Origin of the sequence: Vibrio sp. Vb0304, assembly GCF_033338995.1 — a bacterium.
Taxonomy (GTDB): Bacteria; Pseudomonadota; Gammaproteobacteria; order Enterobacterales; family Vibrionaceae; genus Vibrio; species Vibrio alginolyticus.
In genome coordinates, this window is sequence record NZ_JAWOTT010000003.1 from 49,086 (window position 1) to 66,957 (window position 17,872).

17 protein-coding genes are annotated in these 17,872 nt (G+C 44.9%); 9 read left to right on the forward strand and 8 right to left on the reverse strand.

What is annotated here, in order from left to right; genetic code table 11:
* The first annotated feature begins 98 nt into the window (after positions 1–98).
* From sapA to R7P35_RS07065, 5 genes are read left to right on the forward strand one after another with little or no spacing between them, the layout of a single operon-like run.
* Positions 99–1,718 (forward strand): ABC transporter substrate-binding protein SapA, encoded by a 1,620-nt coding sequence (sapA, locus tag R7P35_RS07045; RefSeq protein WP_017820870.1) that lies wholly within the window; start codon positions 99–101, stop codon positions 1,716–1,718.
* Positions 1,718–2,680, forward strand: a complete 963-nt coding sequence (locus tag R7P35_RS07050) for an ABC transporter permease (protein ID WP_005378122.1) — start codon at positions 1,718–1,720, stop codon at positions 2,678–2,680. The genes sapA and R7P35_RS07050 overlap by 1 nt, the downstream gene beginning before the upstream one ends.
* On the forward strand, positions 2,667–3,554 hold the full coding sequence (locus R7P35_RS07055) for an ABC transporter permease subunit (RefSeq protein WP_205460895.1): 888 nt from the start codon (positions 2,667–2,669) through the stop codon (positions 3,552–3,554). The genes R7P35_RS07050 and R7P35_RS07055 overlap by 14 nt, the downstream gene beginning before the upstream one ends.
* A complete protein-coding gene (locus tag R7P35_RS07060) occupies positions 3,554–4,549 on the forward strand; it encodes an oligopeptide/dipeptide ABC transporter ATP-binding protein (RefSeq protein WP_005378126.1) in 996 nt (331 codons plus the stop codon). Before R7P35_RS07055 ends, R7P35_RS07060 begins: the two co-directional genes overlap by 1 nt.
* On the forward strand, positions 4,546–5,337 hold the full coding sequence (locus R7P35_RS07065; protein WP_005393308.1) for an ATP-binding cassette domain-containing protein: 792 nt from the start codon (positions 4,546–4,548) through the stop codon (positions 5,335–5,337). Before R7P35_RS07060 ends, R7P35_RS07065 begins: the two co-directional genes overlap by 4 nt.
* A gap of 82 nt (positions 5,338–5,419) precedes the next feature.
* On the opposite strand, the gene R7P35_RS07070 is transcribed toward R7P35_RS07065, so the two are convergent.
* Both R7P35_RS07070 and R7P35_RS07075 read right to left on the reverse strand, forming a co-directional pair.
* Positions 5,420–5,809, reverse strand: coding sequence for a DUF2750 domain-containing protein (locus R7P35_RS07070; RefSeq protein WP_005378129.1), 390 nt, complete (start codon positions 5,807–5,809; stop codon positions 5,420–5,422).
* A gap of 68 nt (positions 5,810–5,877) precedes the next feature.
* On the reverse strand, positions 5,878–6,783 hold the full coding sequence (locus tag R7P35_RS07075) for a manganese-dependent inorganic pyrophosphatase (RefSeq protein ID WP_017634678.1): 906 nt from the start codon (positions 6,781–6,783) through the stop codon (positions 5,878–5,880).
* Between the two features lie 186 nt (positions 6,784–6,969).
* Between R7P35_RS07075 and R7P35_RS07080 the strand changes: the two genes are divergently transcribed.
* On the forward strand, positions 6,970–8,184 hold the full coding sequence (locus R7P35_RS07080) for a putative manganese transporter (RefSeq protein WP_025766868.1): 1,215 nt from the start codon (positions 6,970–6,972) through the stop codon (positions 8,182–8,184).
* 76 nt (positions 8,185–8,260) lie between these two features.
* Here R7P35_RS07080 and R7P35_RS07085 read toward each other — a convergent pair whose 3' ends face one another.
* From R7P35_RS07085 to torE, 4 genes are all read right to left on the reverse strand, one after another.
* Positions 8,261–10,000 carry a glycoside hydrolase family 36 protein gene (locus R7P35_RS07085; protein WP_161440805.1) on the reverse strand — a complete coding sequence of 580 codons (1,740 nt, stop codon included), beginning with the start codon at positions 9,998–10,000 and terminating at the stop codon, positions 8,261–8,263.
* A gap of 198 nt (positions 10,001–10,198) precedes the next feature.
* Positions 10,199–12,661 carry a trimethylamine-N-oxide reductase TorA gene (gene torA, locus R7P35_RS07090; RefSeq protein ID WP_005378138.1) on the reverse strand — a complete coding sequence of 821 codons (2,463 nt, stop codon included), beginning with the start codon at positions 12,659–12,661 and terminating at the stop codon, positions 10,199–10,201.
* A gap of 26 nt (positions 12,662–12,687) precedes the next feature.
* A complete protein-coding gene (gene torC / locus R7P35_RS07095; protein ID WP_005378139.1) occupies positions 12,688–13,872 on the reverse strand; it encodes a pentaheme c-type cytochrome TorC in 1,185 nt (394 codons plus the stop codon).
* Between the two features lie 50 nt (positions 13,873–13,922).
* Complete coding sequence (gene torE / locus R7P35_RS07100; RefSeq protein WP_005378141.1) at positions 13,923–14,102, reverse strand: trimethylamine N-oxide reductase system protein TorE; 180 nt, start codon at positions 14,100–14,102, stop codon at positions 13,923–13,925.
* 462 nt (positions 14,103–14,564) lie between these two features.
* On the opposite strand from torE, the gene R7P35_RS07105 reads away from it, so the two are divergent.
* Both R7P35_RS07105 and R7P35_RS07110 read left to right on the forward strand, forming a co-directional pair.
* The gene (locus tag R7P35_RS07105) at positions 14,565–15,377 is read left to right on the forward strand and encodes an ABC transporter permease (RefSeq protein ID WP_104975227.1); all 813 of its coding nucleotides are present in this window, start codon (positions 14,565–14,567) and stop codon (positions 15,375–15,377) included.
* A 366-nt stretch (positions 15,378–15,743) separates the two neighbouring features.
* Positions 15,744–15,869: a hypothetical protein gene (locus tag R7P35_RS07110; protein WP_254903806.1), complete on the forward strand. Its 126-nt coding sequence runs from the start codon at positions 15,744–15,746 to the stop codon at positions 15,867–15,869.
* 85 nt (positions 15,870–15,954) lie between these two features.
* Here the strand turns inward: R7P35_RS07110 and focA are convergent, their stop codons facing one another.
* Complete coding sequence (gene focA / locus R7P35_RS07115) at positions 15,955–16,815, reverse strand: formate transporter FocA (protein WP_005378146.1); 861 nt, start codon at positions 16,813–16,815, stop codon at positions 15,955–15,957.
* A 299-nt stretch (positions 16,816–17,114) separates the two neighbouring features.
* Here focA and R7P35_RS07120 point away from each other — a divergent pair, with 299 nt between their 5' ends.
* A complete protein-coding gene (locus R7P35_RS07120; RefSeq protein WP_005378148.1) occupies positions 17,115–17,348 on the forward strand; it encodes a TIGR02647 family protein in 234 nt (77 codons plus the stop codon).
* A gap of 43 nt (positions 17,349–17,391) precedes the next feature.
* Here R7P35_RS07120 and R7P35_RS07125 read toward each other — a convergent pair whose 3' ends face one another.
* Positions 17,392–17,838 carry a PACE efflux transporter gene (locus tag R7P35_RS07125; RefSeq protein WP_154204695.1) on the reverse strand — a complete coding sequence of 149 codons (447 nt, stop codon included), beginning with the start codon at positions 17,836–17,838 and terminating at the stop codon, positions 17,392–17,394.
* Positions 17,839–17,872: the final 34 nt, after the last annotated feature.

Genomic DNA, 17,872 nt, shown 5'->3' on the forward strand with positions numbered 1-17,872 from the left:
TTCACAAAGGTGATAAATTAGCGAGATCATTTTCGCTTGTTAGCTTTGAAAGAGTAAGATCAAACGAAACGAGCAAGATCCAATGAACATTTCATATTATGAATGCTTTTATAAGATTATCGCTGAGCCTTATTGGGATTAGCCTACTGACCGCTTGTGGCGATGAAATTGACCACAATGATATTCGCAAAGCTGGCTTTGTGTTTTGCGGGCAAGGTAAGCCGACCACGTTTAACCCTCAGCTTATTGATAGCGGTATTACCGCAGAGGCTCTGAGCCCGCAGCTGTACGATACGCTGCTCACGCTCGATCCTAAATCACATCAGCCCGTGGCAAGCATCGCCGAGAGTTGGTCAGTAAATGAATCAGGGACGGAATACACGTTTAAGCTTAAACGTGGTGTTAAATTCCAAACCACGCCTTGGTTCACACCCACTCGCCCATTGAATGCAAAAGATGTGGTATTTAGCTTCAAGCGAATCATCGATGTAGACCATCCTTTTCACCAAGTAGGTGGTGGTTTTTATCCATGGTTTGCAGGGTTAGATTTTCAAAACCTACTCCAAGACGTGGTTGCAATAGATGAGCATACGGTAAGGTTTACGTTATCTCAGCCAAACTTTTCTTTCTTGGCCAATATTGCCACCAGCCATGCGGTTATCTTGTCTGCGGAGTACGGACAGCAATTGGCTGCAAAAGATCATAAAGAAGAAATCGACCAACTTCCTATCGGTACCGGCCCTTATCAATTAAAAGAGTACCAAGTGAACGATTTGATTCGATTAGAGCGTCATTCTAATTACTGGAAGTCACCAGCAAAAATGGAACAAGTGGTGTTCGATATCTCTCACAGAGGCACGGGTACATTAGCTAAACTTTTAAGAAACGAGTGTGACGTACTCTCTTCACCTATTTCGAGCCAAATACCTGTCATTCAAGAAAATGACAACCTTGAGCTGACGGCTACACCAGCTAACAACGTTTCCTTTATTGCGATAAACACAGAAACCACCGCGCTGAGTGATGCTCGAGTTCGCCAAGCACTTAACTTAGCGATCAACCGTCAAAATATTTTAGATTCGGTTTACTACGGAACTGGCTCCCAAGCTTATACCTTGCTACCACCAAATTCATGGGCTTATCAAAAAGACAGCGTAAAAATTCGTTATGACCGGAATTATGCATTGGCACTACTTCGAGATGCAGGCTACGAAGACGGCCTAGAATTGACCATGTGGGTACCACTTGAACCACGTGCTTTTAACCCAAGCCCTCGTAAGACTGCGGAGTTAATCCAAGCGAATTTTGCCGATATTGGGGTTAAATTAACGCTACTGACCGATGATAGGTTTGAACGTGTGGATTTGGAGAACATCAACGATATCGATTTACTTTTAACTGGTTGGATTGGTGATACCGGGGATCCTGACAACTTTTTCCGCCCTTTATTATCTTGCGAGTCTGACCGCGTTGGCCTTAACGTGTCCATGTGGTGTAACGATGACTTCGATTTCTTGCTCGATTTGGCGTTAGAAACTCAAGAACCGCGTTACCGTTTGAACCTATATCGCCAAGCACAGAACATTTTGAATCAAGAGTTCCCGGTTATTCCTCTGGCGCATGGCGTGCAGTTCCGTGTGCACGACAAATCGCTGACAGGCTTCAAATCAAGCCCTTTCAATGCCCAACCGTTTGATAGAGTTGAGAGAATTCACTGATGTTTTGGTATACCGTTCGACGCTTTAACCTATTTATCATCACTTTGATGATCCTTACATTAGTGGGTTTTTCTCTGCTTCGCCTTGACCCTCTCTCGCACTGGGCAAACGTTGATTTTTGGTCTGGTTGGCAAACTTACTTAATCAACCTTTCTCAGCTTGATTTTGGCATAAGTAAAAACGGCAACGCGATTTATGACGAGCTCGCCGTCGTATTCCCTGCCACTTTGGAACTGTGCTTTTTTGCCTTTTTGGTGTCCCTTTTGATCGGTATTCCACTTGGAACCGTGGCTGGGATGAAGCAAGGTAAATGGCTCGACACCAGCATTTCATTCATGTCGATGTCTGGTTATTCCGCCCCAATTTTTTGGGTAGCTCTGCTACTTATCATGGTCTTTTCATTGGAATACCAACTCTTTCCCGTTGCGGGACGGTATGATTTACTTTACGAAATTGATCATGTAACCGGGTTTGCCATTATCGACGCATTCATGGCGAAAGGCGAATACCGCGCTCACGCACTGCAAAGCGTTATTGAGCATATGGTACTGCCATGTTTGGTGCTCGCTTTGGCTCCAACCACCCAGGTTGTCGGACTAATGCGCTCCTCGGTAGCGGAAGTGATGAGCCAAAACTACATCCGTGCAGCGAGAATCAAAGGTCTTTCGAACCGCGAAATCGTAACTCAACATGTATTGCGGAATGCGATACCGCCTATCATTCCCAAAGTTGGTGTTCAACTTTCGAGTATGATTACCTTAGCTATCATCACGGAGTCTATTTTTAACTGGCCAGGTATTGGTCGTTGGCTTTTAGATGCGCTAGCAAGCCAAGACTATGCATCTATCCAAGCTGGCGTGATGGTACTTGCGACTTTGGTTCTTACCGCTAACATACTCTCGGATTTGATTGGCGCGATGATTAACCCTTTAGTTCGAAAGGAATGGTATGCTAACAAATAACGTTTATCAGGAAGAGCGCATTCCAACACAGTTTGAGCGTTTTTGGCGAAGCTACCGCGCCAACGGACTAGCCATGTTTGGCTTGTGGTGCTTGGTGTTTATCGTCCTTATTACCATTTTTGCCCCCCTACTTGCACCATTTGACGCCCAAGCACAGTCAGGTGAGTTGCTTGTGCCGCCATCATGGGCCCCAGCAGGAACGGTTGATTACTTTTTGGGGACCGATGACTTAGGTAGAGATATTCTTTCGCGCCTGATTATGGGCTCTCAGCTAACATTTGGCGCTGCTGTCGCCATCACCGCAATTGCTGCCGTTGTAGGCTGTTTAATTGGCGTATTGGCAGGTATGACGAAAGGCTTACTGTCGAGTACTCTCAACCACTTGCTCGATACCGTCATGTCGATCCCGTCGCTCTTATTAGCAATCATTTTTGTGGCATTACTAGGCTTTGGTGGGTTCAATATTTTACTCGCAATCTGCTTGGCTTTGATTCCGCGTTTTATTCGCTCCGTTTATATCGCAGTCCACACCGAAGTTGAAAAAGACTACATAATGGCAGCACGCCTTGATGGCGCTAATGATTTCTACTTACTGTGGAGTTCAATTCTTCCTAACATTCTGACGGTCATTGCCGCTGAAATCACACTCGCGCTCTCTGCTGCGATTTTAGATATTACGGCACTGGGTTTTCTTGGCCTAGGCGCACAGGCCCCAAGCACCGAGTGGGGAGCAATATTAGGTGACTCTGTCGAGCTTATTTATATTGCACCTTGGACAGTGACCCTACCCGGCCTGACCATCATGTTTACTGTTATTACCCTAAACTTAGTAGGTGAAGGTGTACGTCAAGCGCTTAATGCGGGGATCGAATAATGCCGTTGTTAGATATTCGACATTTGACCATTGAGATCGAAACACCTCAAGGGTTGGTCAAAGCCGTTGACCGAATGAGCCTAACTTTGAACGAAGGCGAAATTCGTGGTCTTGTAGGTGAGTCTGGCTCTGGAAAAAGCTTAGTTGCAAAAGCGATTGTCGGGGTAAGTAAAGATAACTGGCGCATCACCGCTGACCGTATGCGCCTTGGCAATATTGACTTGCTTCAGCTTACGCCAAAAGAGCGTCGGCGCGTCATTGCTCGTGATATTGCGATGATTTTCCAAGAGCCTTCAACTTGTCTTGACCCTTCAGAGGAAGTCGGGCGTCAATTGATTGAATCCATTCCATCTCGCGCATTTGAAGGGAAATGGTGGGAGCGATTTAAATGGCGTAAAAAACAGGCCATCGCGCTTTTGCATAAAGTGGGTATTAAAGATCACAAGCGTTTAATGGGTAGCTACCCTTATGAACTGACTGATGGTGAGTGTCAAAAGGTCATGATTGCCATGGCGATTGCGACCAAACCTAAATTGCTGATAGCAGATGAACCAACCAACGACTTAGACCCGATTACCCAATCGCAAATCTTGCGTCTGTTGAGCCGCATGAACCAACTTAATAACACAACCATTCTGCTTATCGGCCACGACTTAGCGACCATAACACAGTGGGCAGGACGTATTACGGTAATGTATTGTGGTCAGTCGGTGGAGTCTGCCGATACCAGTAAAATCATTGCGGCACCCAAGCACCCGTACACCGATGCCTTGCTTAAAGCGATGCCTGACTTTAATGATTGGGTACCACACAAGCAAAAACTCCAATCCCTACCGGGCTCGATTCCGCCATTGCAGCATCTACCTATCGGTTGTCGCCTCGGACCACGTTGCCCATATGCGCAGAAACAATGTGTAGAAATTCCACACACCAGACGAATTAAGAATCATAAATTTAACTGCCACTTTCCATTGAACACGGAGAAAAAGTCATGAGTGCGTTACTTGAAGTCGATAATTTATCGAAGCAATTTGTTACGCGCTCCCGTCTGTTCAAACGCCAGGTTAATGAGGCAGTAAAACCGGTAAGCTTTACTTTAGAGCCAGGGCAAACTATTGGTTTTATTGGTCAAAACGGGTCAGGAAAATCCACACTAGCTCGTATGCTTGCTGGCGTTGTTGAACCAAGCTCCGGAGAGATCCGTGTGAATGGCGAACGATTGGAGCACAAAGATTACGCGACACGCTGCAAGCTCATCCGCATGATTTTCCAAGATCCAAACACATCGTTAAACCCACGTATCCAGATTGGTCGTATTTTAGAAGGTCCGCTAAAGCGAAATACCAACATGCCGCCAGATGCGCGCATGCAGCGTGTAAAGAACACCCTGCTCCGCGTAGGATTGCTGCCTGAGCACGCCTATTTTTATCCACAAATGCTAGCTGCCGGTCAAAAACAGCGCGTATGTTTGGCTCGTGCACTTATTCTTCAACCTTCCATCATTGTCGCTGATGAGGCGTTAAACGGTTTGGATATGGCAATGCGCTCGCAGATCATTAACTTATTCCTCGAGTTGCAAGAAGAGATGGGATTGTCATTTGTGTACGTGTCTCAGCACATTGGCATTGTTAAGCATATTACTGATAAAGTGATGGTGATGCATGAAGGTGAAGTGGTCGAGTTTGGCGAGACCAACCAAGTACTGACTCATCCCGAGCATCCTATTACTCAAAGACTAGTCGAAAGCCACTTTTATAAAGCGCCAAGCCATCAAACAAAATAGCTTATCAAAAATGTAATCGTGCAAATGTAAAGAAGCCTGCTTTAACGCAGGCTTCTTTATTGCATGGGGACTAATCAAAAAACTAACGGCGGCTCGCTTGTTTGCGTAGTTCAAAATCAAACTCGTCAGGAAACAATACGACCCCTTCTTCATTTTGATTTGGAAATACAACAATCGATAGCTCGTCATCCTCTAGACCAGAGGTCCAACGGCTGTGCCACTTGTTTAGAGAGATCGCTTCTGGCTCGCAATCTTCCCAATCACCATTCGCCCATTGCAAAGCAAACTCTTCGTTTGGCCATACTGGTACACAATCATCATCTTCTGTATTTAGCATGACACAGCCATGTTCGTCTTTCAGAATCCAAACCTTACGATTCGCGACTATCTCTTTTACGCAGTACTTTAAACGTTGCTCTTCATTGTAGCGATTAATGGTATCCATCTGCTCTTGGGTCAGTTGCTCAGACATATTCGTCTCCTATTTCCCATAGAAAAATGCCCGCAGCTAAGCGGGCATTTAAAGTATATGCTAGAAAATTAAGCTAGTTCAGTTTGAAGCCAAGGCCAACCTTGCTTCTTACGGCTTAGCGTGTTTTCCATCATTAACATGCCGTCTTTTTCGTGCTTAACAAGCTTCTCAGCCCACTCACCTTTGTATAGAAGACGAGTTTGAGCAGTCGTGATGTCTGTTAGCATTACGGCAGCGAACGCTAAGTTATCTTTCTCACAACGAGATTCTAGGTCTGCTTCTAGTGCTTCGATCATACCGTCAACTTGCTCAAGAGTTGCAAGTTCAACCTGACCAACCACTACGTCACGACCGTTGAATGGGTAACCTTTAAGGTCTTTCTCAACAAGCTCAGCCGCTGATAGACCTTCGATGTTTGTTTTAGCAATTAGAAGATCTTTAGTGAACGCGTCAACATCTTGTACGTCTGCGATTGCCGCTAGTTCAGCAACGGCATCTTTGTCTTTTTGTGTACAAGTTGGAGAAGCAAAACCTACTGTGTCAGATAGAATTGCTGACATCATTAGCTTAGCAATTTGTGGAGTAATCGCGTGACCTTCAATCTTGAACATGTTGAATAGAACAGTGTTGGTACAACCAACAGGCCAGATCCATGCTTCCATTGGGTTTACTGTCATCACGTCACCTAGACGGTGGTGGTCAACAATACCCGCAATTTCAGCTTCTGCGATATCGTCTGGTGCTTGTGCTAGATCTGAGTAATCTACTAGCCAAACGGTCTCACCCGCAACTGATGTGCGAAGCTCAGGAACTTCAGCGCCAGCAACTTCTAGGATGTGCTGAGTTTCACGGTTGATTTCGCCTTGGCGAATTGGCATAGCTTCAACGCCACGCGCTTTTAGAAGTTCAGTTGCAACGAGTGCACTACAAATACTGTCACTGTCTGGGTTCTTATGACCTACAACTAGAATCATGTTTCTTCCTATTCAAGTCAATTTTATACGCCGCCTAATACAGTTAATTAGGGCGTGTTTGCTCACAAAGGCCGATACTTTACCTGATTTCAGAGAGTTTGACACGAAGAAAAGTTCACAATGCTATTGCGAATAAATCTCATTTACATATAATGATAATTATTCCTATTTGCATTTGAGTAAACGATGAACGCGACCCAATTATTACACTCTGCACAACAGTTGTTTCAGCCTACTCAGTTTCGTTTAGCTTATAAGCGATTGCTGATCCCTATCGTCATGCTCATTTTGCTAGGCAACGAAAATACACGTGACGTAGCCGTACAGACGCTATCCGACTCATTCTGGGCAGTGTCATGCTATGTTGCTGCCACATTGGCTATTTATCATTATCTTTCAAACTTTATGTCGAAAACCAATCGAATTACCGAGCTCTACCATCGCTCGCGTAATCATCAGGTTTTCTTTGCTTCTTTATTGGGTGCTTTGCCTGGCTGTGGTGGCGCTATTGTTGTGACAACGCAATTTATTAGTGGCCGAGTGGGATTTGGTGCGATTGTCGCGGTACTTACTTCAACAATGGGTGACGCTGCCTTTTTACTTCTGGCCGCCAAACCAAGTGTTGGATTAGGCGTGGTTGGATTAGGCATTATCGTGGGTACTCTTTCAGGGTTAGTCGTTAATGCTTTTCATGCTGATAACTTTCTGCGACCAGAACCAAAAGAAGCACCTCAGACACATGCTTGTTGCCAACACCAGACAGACCGACACACGCCTCTTGAACAACGTGCAATCAATCTACAAGGCGCATTTTGGAAATGGCTTATTGTGCCTGCTAGTGTCGTTGCTGTGTTAATGTCTTTCCAAATAGATATTAATCAGTTGCTATCTTTGAAAGCCAACACCATTGAATGGCTGGGCGCTATCTTCGCGGTGATCACAATGTCGTTGTGGGCGATGACAAAAGAGCTCGGCGATTATCAGTCAACGGTCTCTGAAGATGAAAAAATTGTGGACTCGCATCCAATTCAAAAAGCGGCTCAAGACACAAACTTCGTCAGTGCTTGGGTGATCGTCGCTTTTCTGGCGTTTGAACTGACGACCTATTTTTCTGGAATCGACCTCGTAGAAACCTTTTCTCATTGGGGGATATGGATGCCATTAGCTGGCTTAGCCATTGGTATGCTACCTGGTTGTGGTCCGCAAATTTTAGTCACTAGCCTGTACATCTCTGGTGCAGCGCCACTTTCGGCGCAATTGGCAAATGCGATTTCTAACGATGGTGACGCCCTATTCCCCGCCATTGCAATGGCACCGAAAGCTGCTTTGGTCGCGACTATTTACTCGTCCATTCCTGCGTTTATTGTTGGATACGGGTATTACTTTTTATTCGAGTTCTAACGCTCAGAGCATCAAACGAGAAAGGAGCCGCAATAGGCTCCTTTCTTGATCTTGGTATTGGGCGATTTACTTCACGTTATGCTGTAACGATCGCTTTCGCATTGAGCCCTTTATCCACGCTCACCATTAACAACTGGCAAGGTTCTTGGTTTAGCTTTTCGCCTGTCCAGTAATCATACCAGTCCACCGGTTGATCAGACGTCAGCGTAAATTCCATCGCTCCGTAACTCGCATAATTAAACAAACAATGGAGGTCATTCTTCGTCGTTAGTTTTAAAAACGCGTGATTTAAACTCAAAGCGGTAAACTTTGCAGATTGCTGGTTACGTTGTTGACGTAACATGAGCTTAGCCAGTGTCTTCTTAGCAAACGGCGTAATCTCAGGGAGCGGGTCACCAGACAGCAGCAAACCACCACTCGCTAATAACACCGTGCGATGAAATTCATACTCTTCTCTGGATGCAGATTGATTAGCTAATGAAGTGAACGTGGCGCAATCCGGATCAATTTGCCACAGTTTTCGGTGCTGCCAACTACGGTAAAAGGTTTCTCTGGCTATCTGCTCGAATCGACGACTATGACGCTCTACATCGTCAGAAACACGCATTGCATCCACAAGTCCCAGAGATGGCCACATTGGCGCGTTGCAACCTAAAAGCCACGCATCACCAGCGCCTTTGGCAATCGCTTCCATTCCTAAGCGATACGCCTCAACGCCTGTAATACCAGATTGTTTACGCACACCTTTTAAGGTGCCCCAATAGTTCGCGTCTAGCTTGAACAACTCAACGCCCCACTCTTGTCTCATGACAGAGACTATATTCGTCAGATGGTCTTGTACTTCTGGGGTTGAGGTATCGAGTATGTACCAAGGCGTGCATCGCCAACCACCGTATGTGACATCTTCTGCTTTAAGTAAGCCACCATCCTTGTGGCGAACAAACCAATCTGGATGCTGTTTGAAGATCTCCGACTCAGGCTGTGCAATGAAAGGCGCCATCCAAATTGCCGGCTTTTTTCCTTTTGCACGGATATTATGAATGAGCTCTTTTACGCCACCAGAAAACTTATCTGATGGGGTTAACCAATCGCCCATAAAGGCTTGATAGCCATCATCCAGAAGTACCCACTCTAGGTCTTCGAGCTTATCTTGCATGCAATCCACGTTCTGCATGATGTTTTGCTCTGTCACGTCTGCGTAGTACGCGTACCACGAACACCAACCAACAGGCGCATCTTGTGTCACACCTTGGCGAGCAGGATGATGCTTTGCAATCATCTCGCCATAGGTTTGATAAAGCTCGGACAGCGATTGACCACAGAGTACCGCCACGGATTCAAGTTGATTACTTTCCCAATCCGCCACTTGAGTCAACTCACCATCAATTGCGGCTGATAAAACCCAATGCCCATCACGCAGCACAACATCAAAATAGCCTGCAAAGCGATGACATGATGTGAAGCCAAATAATGTGTAGCCCGCTGAACCTTCCACCACTAAATAGTTGTAATAACGCTTAGGGGCATCTTTAGGGTAGATTCGATAAGAAGGATTATTGTCTGGGCAGCGACCAATATCAACGGGGTGATTGATCGTTCCCGCCGTTTGCGCCAACATTTGAAAACCATCCCCAATTACGTCGGCCTCGTGCTCGTACAAAAACGGCATTTCGAATAACACTTCACGGTCGGTAAAGGTTTTATTGTGAAGACCAGCAAAAGAAAAATGTAATTGATTACCCTCGACTTCAACTTGGAAGTCATTGTTATTCACAGTGATCTCAGTGTGATTTGCTAATTGAATGCTCTGAGCCATAAAGAGTCTACTCACTTAATTATTATTGTTTAGCTTGGCGCATTATCTCCTGCTTGTCTCACCCAATTCGTTACCATCATCACGAATACCAGTCTCGTTTAACGTTATGAAGTTACTATTGAGACAACGCTCACTGAAATTTTGATAAAAAAATACCAGCCCTGAGGCTGGTATTTGGATTTATGCAAACTGCACTAATTAAGCAACTTCGATCGGACCACCAAATGAAGTGACTGGCGGCACTTTACCGGTGAACTTCTCGAAGTCTACGATACATGTGTTCGCAGAAGTCGCCTGTGCAAGCTCAGAAGAACCGATGTCTTGCGTTAGCGTGTTAGGATCACCGTAGGTACAGATTGCGCCTTCTTTCTCGTTTAGAGGACCGTACCATGCACCTTCTTCGATACGAATAACGCCACGTGGGTAGCTGTCAGTCAAAACAGCACCAGCTAATAGCTGACCACGACCGTTGAATACACGTACCAAATCACCATCTTTGATGCCTTTTGCTTTGGCATCCGCTGGGTTGATGTAAACCGGCTCACGACCTTGTACCGCGTAAGTCGCGCGGAACTCTTCAGACTCACACATTTGAGAGTGAAGACGCTTATCAGGGTGGCAAGACTGCAACCAGAATGGGTATTTATCTGAACCAGGACCACCGTGTGAACGCTCTGATTTTTCGAACCACATTGGGTGCTCTTGACAGTGTTCGTAACCGTAACGGCCGATCTTGCGTGATGTAATCTCGATGAAGCCAGACGGTGTACCTAATGGGTTAAGCTCAGGGTCTTTACGGAAGTCCGCATGACGAACCCAAGGTTTACCTTCACCGAAGTCTAGTACGCTCTTCTCCCAGAACTCGTTGAATTCTGGCATTTCAAACTTACCTTCGTTCGCTTTTTTACAATCGTTGTAAAGGCTTTCGATCCATTCCATCTCACTCATACCACGAGTGTATTCTTCGCGGCGACCAAAACGCTGAGTGAGTTCACTCATGATTTGGAAGTCAGGCTTAGATTGGAACAATGGATCAACGAGGCGATGCATCGCAATCAGACCTTTGTTCGAGTATGAACCGTATACGTCGATGTCGTTACGTTCCCATTGCGTACACGCCGGTAGAACGATATCTGAGAAACGACATGTCGCAGTCCAAGCAAACTCGATCGTTACAACCGTTTGAAGTTTGCGGAACGCTTTCTTCATGCGGTTACGATCTTGATGGTGGTGCCATGGGTTACAACCCGAGATAACCATCATCTTGAAGTCTGGCAGTTTCACTTTACCGCCGTTGTAGTTGATCTCTTTGCCAGGTTCTAGCAGACAGTCGATCCAACGTGCAACTGGGATAGTACGACTGTAGCCGTTAAAATCGTTGTTGTCCCACTTCGGTTTCATACCTTGGTCAAGGTTACGAGGGAAACCACCAGGGCCCGCGAAACCAGTAGAAGGCACACCGATACTTGAGTAGTGGTGACCGTAAGAGATACCACCGCCAGGTAGACCGATTTGACCAACCATTGCAGCAACCACAGCCGCTGCCCAGTATGGCTGCTCACCGTGCTCTTGACGCTGGATACACCAACCCATCAGGATCTGTGTACGACCGCTGACTAGCATGCGTGCGAATTCACGGATCTTGTCCGCTTTCACGCCACAAATCGCTGCTGCCCATTCAGGCGTCTTCTCTACTTTGTCTTTTGTCTTACCTTGAACGTATTGAATGAACTCTTCAAAGCCGAGACAGTAAGTATCAATGAATTTCTTATCGTACAGGTTTTCGTTGTACAACACGTGTGCCACAGCGAGCATGAACGCTACGTCTGTCAGCGGGTTGATGTACAAGTGATCGTTCTCTAAGTAGCGCTGAGTTTTGTTCTTCACTGGGTCTACAGATAGAACGTTGATCTCACCTTTCGCCACTTTTTCTTTTAGTTGTGCAAGGTACTTAAACGACTCATGCGTTTCACAGTTCCAACCTACTTGAAGGTTTTTCACTGGGTCGTTAGCCCAAAGAACGATGTTGTCAGAGTTTTCTAGGATCTCAGACCAAGACGTACCTTGTGCATAAACTTCGGTTGAGCCTAGCACGTACGGCATAATGGTTTGACCTGCACCCGTCGAGTAGTCACCTACTTTAGTGATGAAGTTGCCATGCATACCTACTGCACGTTGCATGTGCGCAGTACAGTTGTTAAACGAACCCGTTTGGTTCCAACCTGTTTGACCTGCATGCAGCGCCCATGGGCCGTAGTCTTTTTGAATACGTTCTAGCTCACGGTAGAACAAGTCTAGCGCTTCATCCCAAGTTACTCGGATGAAACGGTTGTTACCGCGAGTATCCGCGCTGTATTTATGTTTCTTCAACCAATCTAGACGAACCATTGGGTAACGAACACGTGAAGGGCTGTAGATAATACCCTTAATGCCGTTCAACATTTCTGTTGGGTTTTTGTCTAGCTCTAGCGGCTTGATCTCTTGAACTTTACCCGCGTAGATGTGGGCGCGGAACGCGCCCCAATGAGAACCGGTTACTTTCCAAGTACCTGTCGTCTCAACGGCATTTGCAGAGGCGGATGCCAATAAGCTAGGACCAATTACTGACGCTGCACTTGTGGTTGCTACACCTTTAAGAAAACTTCTTCGTGTAATAGCCATTTAAAATTACTCCAATCCGACGCTTATTAATGGTGACCTTCAGCATAATCTGAAGAGTGTTTCTGTAGATACTTCAAGATCAGTGCTTCACTGTCTGTATCTAGGTTAACGAACGCCAACATACCGTCGAACATACCTGGCCAGGTGTTCGCGTCGAAGTGCGCTTCCGCAGGTTGAGTGTGACATACAGAACAATTGGTCTTGTAGGCTTCACGAGATTTTTCCCAAACAGGATTGATGTCGTTCAGCATAGACTCTTTCTTAATCCATACTTTCGCCGCTACTTTTTCCCAAGGAAGGCCTGTTAGCTCATCCACTTTTTTCTCACCAGTCGTCACAATGTTGCTGTCTGTTGCTGCTTCTTTCATCAGAGACGCAGTCGCAATGTTCTTACCGAAGTCTTCTTGAATTACACGACCAAAACCTTTTGCTTTGCGCCAACCGTCAATTTCGATCTCAACAAACTCGCCTTTGTCTTCAAGAACTTTAACGGTCGATGCAGGATTAAGAAGACCAGCTTCTTTACTGCCTTGCGCATCAAAGTAAATTGGTAGGTGACGAACGCTCACGAGTTGCTGACCAACGCCGTAATCCGTGTTAGAAGTCATACCCTCTAGATCACCCACGATACCGCCAATGCTGTCCATGCCTGCTGGTAGGTTGTGCGCAATACCCTTGTGACAGTCAACACAGCTTTGATCTTTCTCAGCGGCTTGCTTCATTTGGATACGAGCCGTAGGAGACATTTGCTCGAAATCCATCGATTCGTAGTTGTGACAGTTTTTACACTCCAGAGATTTGTTTGCCGAGAAACGATCCCATTCGTGTTTAGCAAGTTCGATACGACGCTCTTCGAACACACCCGGTTCGTCGTAGTTGCCAAATACTTGTGCAAATACTTCTTTAGAAGCTTGCATCTTACGAGCGATCTTATCTGTCCAGTTATGTGGAACGTGACAATCAGGGCAGGTAGCACGAACACCAGAGTGGTTTTTCCAGTGCACCGTTTCTTGTAGCTCAACGTACACGTTGTCACGCATTGTGTGACAACTAATACAGAATTCTTCTGTGTTGGTTGCTTCTAGAGCGGTGTTAAAGCCACCCCAAAAGATAACACCAGCAATAAAGCCGCCCATAGTCAGCACACCTAGGCTGATATGTACAGCTGGGCGCGTCATAGTACGCCACAGTTTAATGATTAATGATTTCATTATTTGCTCTCTTAAAATCTTTTCAAAAGTGTGGTTATGAGCTCACTGGCTTACATGCCGTGCGCGCCTGGAGGTCCAAAGAAGAAGACTTGCAACATCCAAACGATGAACCCGTAGCCGCCAACAAAGGCCACACTCAGAATTGGGAAGAGAACAACTGCAATGAAGAGGAACGACTTCCACTCCAGGGAGCGTTTTTCACCACTCTCAATTTTATTAACATCACTCATACATTTGCCTATTTTGTATCTAGTGTTATTGAAAAGCCCGCGTAACCAAGCTTAAGTTTTTTACAATCTCTAATGGAAAATGTTAGACCATACTAATAGTAGGGTTCAATCAAATAAGCGACCTCAGACCTTGTAATTCAACACTTTTTTGAGCTCATCCAGAGATATGATGGATTGATGTTATTTATTAAAAAACATGAACAGATGTGACAAAATAAGTCTTTTAAGGAGTTGTTAAATAAACAACATTTAAGAAACATCGATCACATTTAAATCGTAATTAACATGCCATAAATCGACTTAAAAACTCCGAAAAAGATAACCACTTGTAAACAGAATGCTGCGTATTAATGTCTAAAATAGCACTCAAGGTTTACTTTAAGAACAGCAAAAAGTGCACATAGTGGTTCATATAAAGGGGAGGCTTAGATACAATTATTCGCGTATTTTCAAGGAGCGATTATGGATAACGTGGTGGATATAAGCTGGGTCAAACTGGCACTGTTTGGTTTGATTTTATTGGTCCCCTTCTTTATCAATGCCCGCTACAAATTAGGGATAGCAAAAGACACGATAATCAGTGTTATCCGAATGACATTTCAGCTCATATTGATTGGCGTGTATTTAGAATATCTTTTTCAATTAAACAGTTTACTTGTCAATATACTTTGGCTTGCCATCATGCTACTGATTGGTGCCAGCTCAATTGCGGGAAAAGCTCAGTTACCTAAAAAGCCACTTATGCTTCCGCTACTAACGGGCCTTACCTGTGGTCTAATACCACTTCTGATTGCAATTACAGCAGGCCTAGTGCAACCATCCCCTATTTACAATGCGCAGTACATGATCCCACTTGCTGGTATGTTATTGGGTAACAGCTTGAGTGGTAATATCATCGCTCTTCAGAATTTATTTACGGCTTTTGAACAGAGACAATCAGAATACGAGGCTGCTATCTCACTTGGAGCCTCTCCTCGCTATGCATCCTTCCCCTTCATTCAGGAGGCTCTTAGAAAGTCCCTTGCCCCGACTTTAGCTTCTATGGCCACTACAGGGCTGGTTACCTTACCGGGTATGATGACCGGTCAAATTCTAGGTGGCGCGAGCCCGATGGTTGCGATTAAATACCAGTTAGTAATTATGCTGGCTATTTTCGTCATGTTGAGTGCCTCCGTAACCATAACGTTAGAAATGACATTGCGCTGGGTACAAACCAAAGAAGGCCGAATCAAGATAAAAATCGAGCAACCCGAATCGACCAAAACTCACGGTTAGTTGGCGCTTGTGGGTAAAGCCCGTTAAACAACTCATGTTGCCAAGTCGAACGTACTTATAACTGAATAACTCAACTATTCTTCGAGCACTCATCAAGACGCTTTCAGATGAAAAGTCAGGCAGAATTCTTTTTGATATAAGCCTCTAATTTTATGAAATTTTCTTTGCAAGTTTAGATACGCACGACCTTTGATACAGGTTATCCACAGAAAATGTGGATAAGCCCCCAAAACCCATACGCAACCAGAAACATAGCAACATAAGTGATCAATCGAATCGTCATGCATTGATCACGTGACTGACATGTTCTAATTTTAAAGTAAAGGCATTGACCACAAACTTGGAGAGACGTACATGGATGTCTTAATGATCAAAGAAAATTACGATGAACTCCTGTCCGATGCACCTCTGGATTGGCTCGTTCAAGAACCAAAGGAAGTAACTTCTCATTGGCTCCCAACCGATTTTGGCATCAACGAAGAGTTGATTTAGCATGACTCGACTTATTTGACACTTGCAGAGACAAGTAAAAAGAAAGGCGAACCATCTGGTTCGCCTTTCTTGTGATCTTCTAAACTTATCGCAAATGGTTATCTTCATCGCGTAGATAAATCATCCAATACCACATGCCAACAAATACGCCACCACCAATAATGTTTCCTATCGTAACAGGAATTAGGTTGTTTACGATGAACCCCATCATGTTTAAGTCCGCGTAGTTTGCAATATCTGCCCCTGTCATTTGCCAAAACGCTTCTGGCGCAAAGTACTTAATACCAATCGCCATAGGTACTTGGAACATGTTCGCAATACAGTGCTCAAAACCTGCCGACACGAACATAGCCACAGGCAAAATCATGACCGCTATTTTATCTGTCAATGTTCGCCCACTAAACGTCATCCAAACTGCAATACAAACTAATACGTTACACATGATGCCAAGCGCAACAGCAGCAAAGAAACCATGATGTAATTTGTGTTGGGAGATCGCCATCGCGTTAAGACCAACTTGGCCATGATCAAACATATATTGCTTGGTAACTAGCATACAGGCCACGAGCAAAATGGCCCCAACCATATTGCCAAAGTAAACCACCAACCAGTTTTTGATAAGTGCTTGCCAAGAGATTTTTCCACTCGCACGCGCAACTAGTGTCAGTACAGAGCTAGTGAAAAGCTCGCCGCCAGTAACCACCACCAAAATCAAACCAAGGCTAAATGCCAGACCACCAATGAGTCGTGTAATGCCCCAAGGCAGCTCGCCTGCGCCTGTCGTTACTGTGGTATAGAAGATGAAAGCAATACCAATATGAAGCCCCGCAGAAATGGCGAGCAGAAAAGATTTGATTGGAGCTTTCGTTGCTTTGCCTACCCCCACTTCAGCTGCGCGTTCCGCAGCTTGTGGCGGTAATAGTGAGTCAAACTGATTAAAGTTCATTCTGGTGTAACATTTAGAAACATTTAAAGAGGCGCGGATAATCGCTCTATTTCCCTATTTTTTCAAGTGCTATTTGGCGTGTTTACTAAAATCGTTGTTATTGGGAGATTAAGCAATAAATAGCGCCTATCATTCGCTACCGTAAGTATCATTGATACTTAACAAGTATTCGGCCTTTCGAACAAAGATCCTGCGTTATATCAGCCTGATAGCGCCATACTTAACACTTCTTGTCGTTGAATGTTGCCCAACGCTACTTTTCAGACTAGCTTGGTAAAAAAAGCGCAAAGGAATCATTTATGAAATATTCAGCTGAACATATCGCCGAATTGAATCTACTTCTTCAGTTCGACCTAAGTAGTGCTGCAACTGGTATTAAAGTTCATACAGACGCGTCAGAAGAAATGCAGGCAGCCGTTGCTCGTCTATATGAGAAGCAACTTTGTACACAGCCTGACGGTGGTTATCTAACAGACGAAGGCATTGAAGTTGCAGAACATGCAGATAAGATTTTAAGAGTTTTGTCTGTGTAATTTGAACAAAAAACGCCACCGAACTCGGTGGCGTTTTTTAGTCCTATATTTTTCCTGTCGATGCCTGCGGCAATAATCGCTTTTTCATTTTGCTAAATGGTTGAACCTTGTCATACAACCAGTTAAAACCAGTAGCATAAAATAGGAAGAAAACGAGGAAGCCGGCTTCCAGCATCAGAGCTTGAAGAAGCGTAATTTCTAAGAACCAGGCAATCACAGGTAGAGAGATAAAGATCAATCCTCCCTCGAAACCAACAGTGTGTCCAAGCCGCATCGCTAAACTTCGCTCAGCTCGATTGTCACCAAACCACTTATCAAAATACAAGTTGTAGATGTAGTTCCATATCACGGTATACATGCTCAACCCGACCCCAACCAACGCGAGATCACTAGAACCCTTTCCAGTGATCAATGAAGCCGCTGGTACAATAATCGCGAGTGCGATTAACTCAAAAAGTACTGCATGAAAAATTCGTTCGTTACGAGTCATATTTCTCTGTCCAAATAGTTCTACTCAATGCTTA

Coding starts and splice junctions, on each gene's coding strand:
- torA (WP_005378138.1), bottom strand. CDS start 12,661: ATGGCTATTACACGAAGAAGTTTTCTTAAAGGTGTAGCAACCACAAGT.
- R7P35_RS07105 (WP_104975227.1), top strand. CDS start 14,565: ATGGATAACGTGGTGGATATAAGCTGGGTCAAACTGGCACTGTTTGGT.
- R7P35_RS07055 (WP_205460895.1), top strand. CDS start 2,667: ATGCTAACAAATAACGTTTATCAGGAAGAGCGCATTCCAACACAGTTT.
- R7P35_RS07070 (WP_005378129.1), bottom strand. CDS start 5,809: ATGTCTGAGCAACTGACCCAAGAGCAGATGGATACCATTAATCGCTAC.
- R7P35_RS07085 (WP_161440805.1), bottom strand. CDS start 10,000: ATGGCTCAGAGCATTCAATTAGCAAATCACACTGAGATCACTGTGAAT.
- R7P35_RS07060 (WP_005378126.1), top strand. CDS start 3,554: ATGCCGTTGTTAGATATTCGACATTTGACCATTGAGATCGAAACACCT.
- torE (WP_005378141.1), bottom strand. CDS start 14,102: ATGAGTGATGTTAATAAAATTGAGAGTGGTGAAAAACGCTCCCTGGAG.
- R7P35_RS07050 (WP_005378122.1), top strand. CDS start 1,718: ATGTTTTGGTATACCGTTCGACGCTTTAACCTATTTATCATCACTTTG.
- R7P35_RS07065 (WP_005393308.1), top strand. CDS start 4,546: ATGAGTGCGTTACTTGAAGTCGATAATTTATCGAAGCAATTTGTTACG.
- R7P35_RS07080 (WP_025766868.1), top strand. CDS start 6,970: ATGAACGCGACCCAATTATTACACTCTGCACAACAGTTGTTTCAGCCT.
- focA (WP_005378146.1), bottom strand. CDS start 16,815: ATGAACTTTAATCAGTTTGACTCACTATTACCGCCACAAGCTGCGGAA.
- R7P35_RS07120 (WP_005378148.1), top strand. CDS start 17,115: ATGAAATATTCAGCTGAACATATCGCCGAATTGAATCTACTTCTTCAG.
- R7P35_RS07110 (WP_254903806.1), top strand. CDS start 15,744: ATGATCAAAGAAAATTACGATGAACTCCTGTCCGATGCACCTCTGGAT.
- torC (WP_005378139.1), bottom strand. CDS start 13,872: ATGAAATCATTAATCATTAAACTGTGGCGTACTATGACGCGCCCAGCT.
- R7P35_RS07075 (WP_017634678.1), bottom strand. CDS start 6,783: ATGATTCTAGTTGTAGGTCATAAGAACCCAGACAGTGACAGTATTTGT.
- sapA (WP_017820870.1), top strand. CDS start 99: ATGAATGCTTTTATAAGATTATCGCTGAGCCTTATTGGGATTAGCCTA.
- R7P35_RS07125 (WP_154204695.1), bottom strand. CDS start 17,838: ATGACTCGTAACGAACGAATTTTTCATGCAGTACTTTTTGAGTTAATC.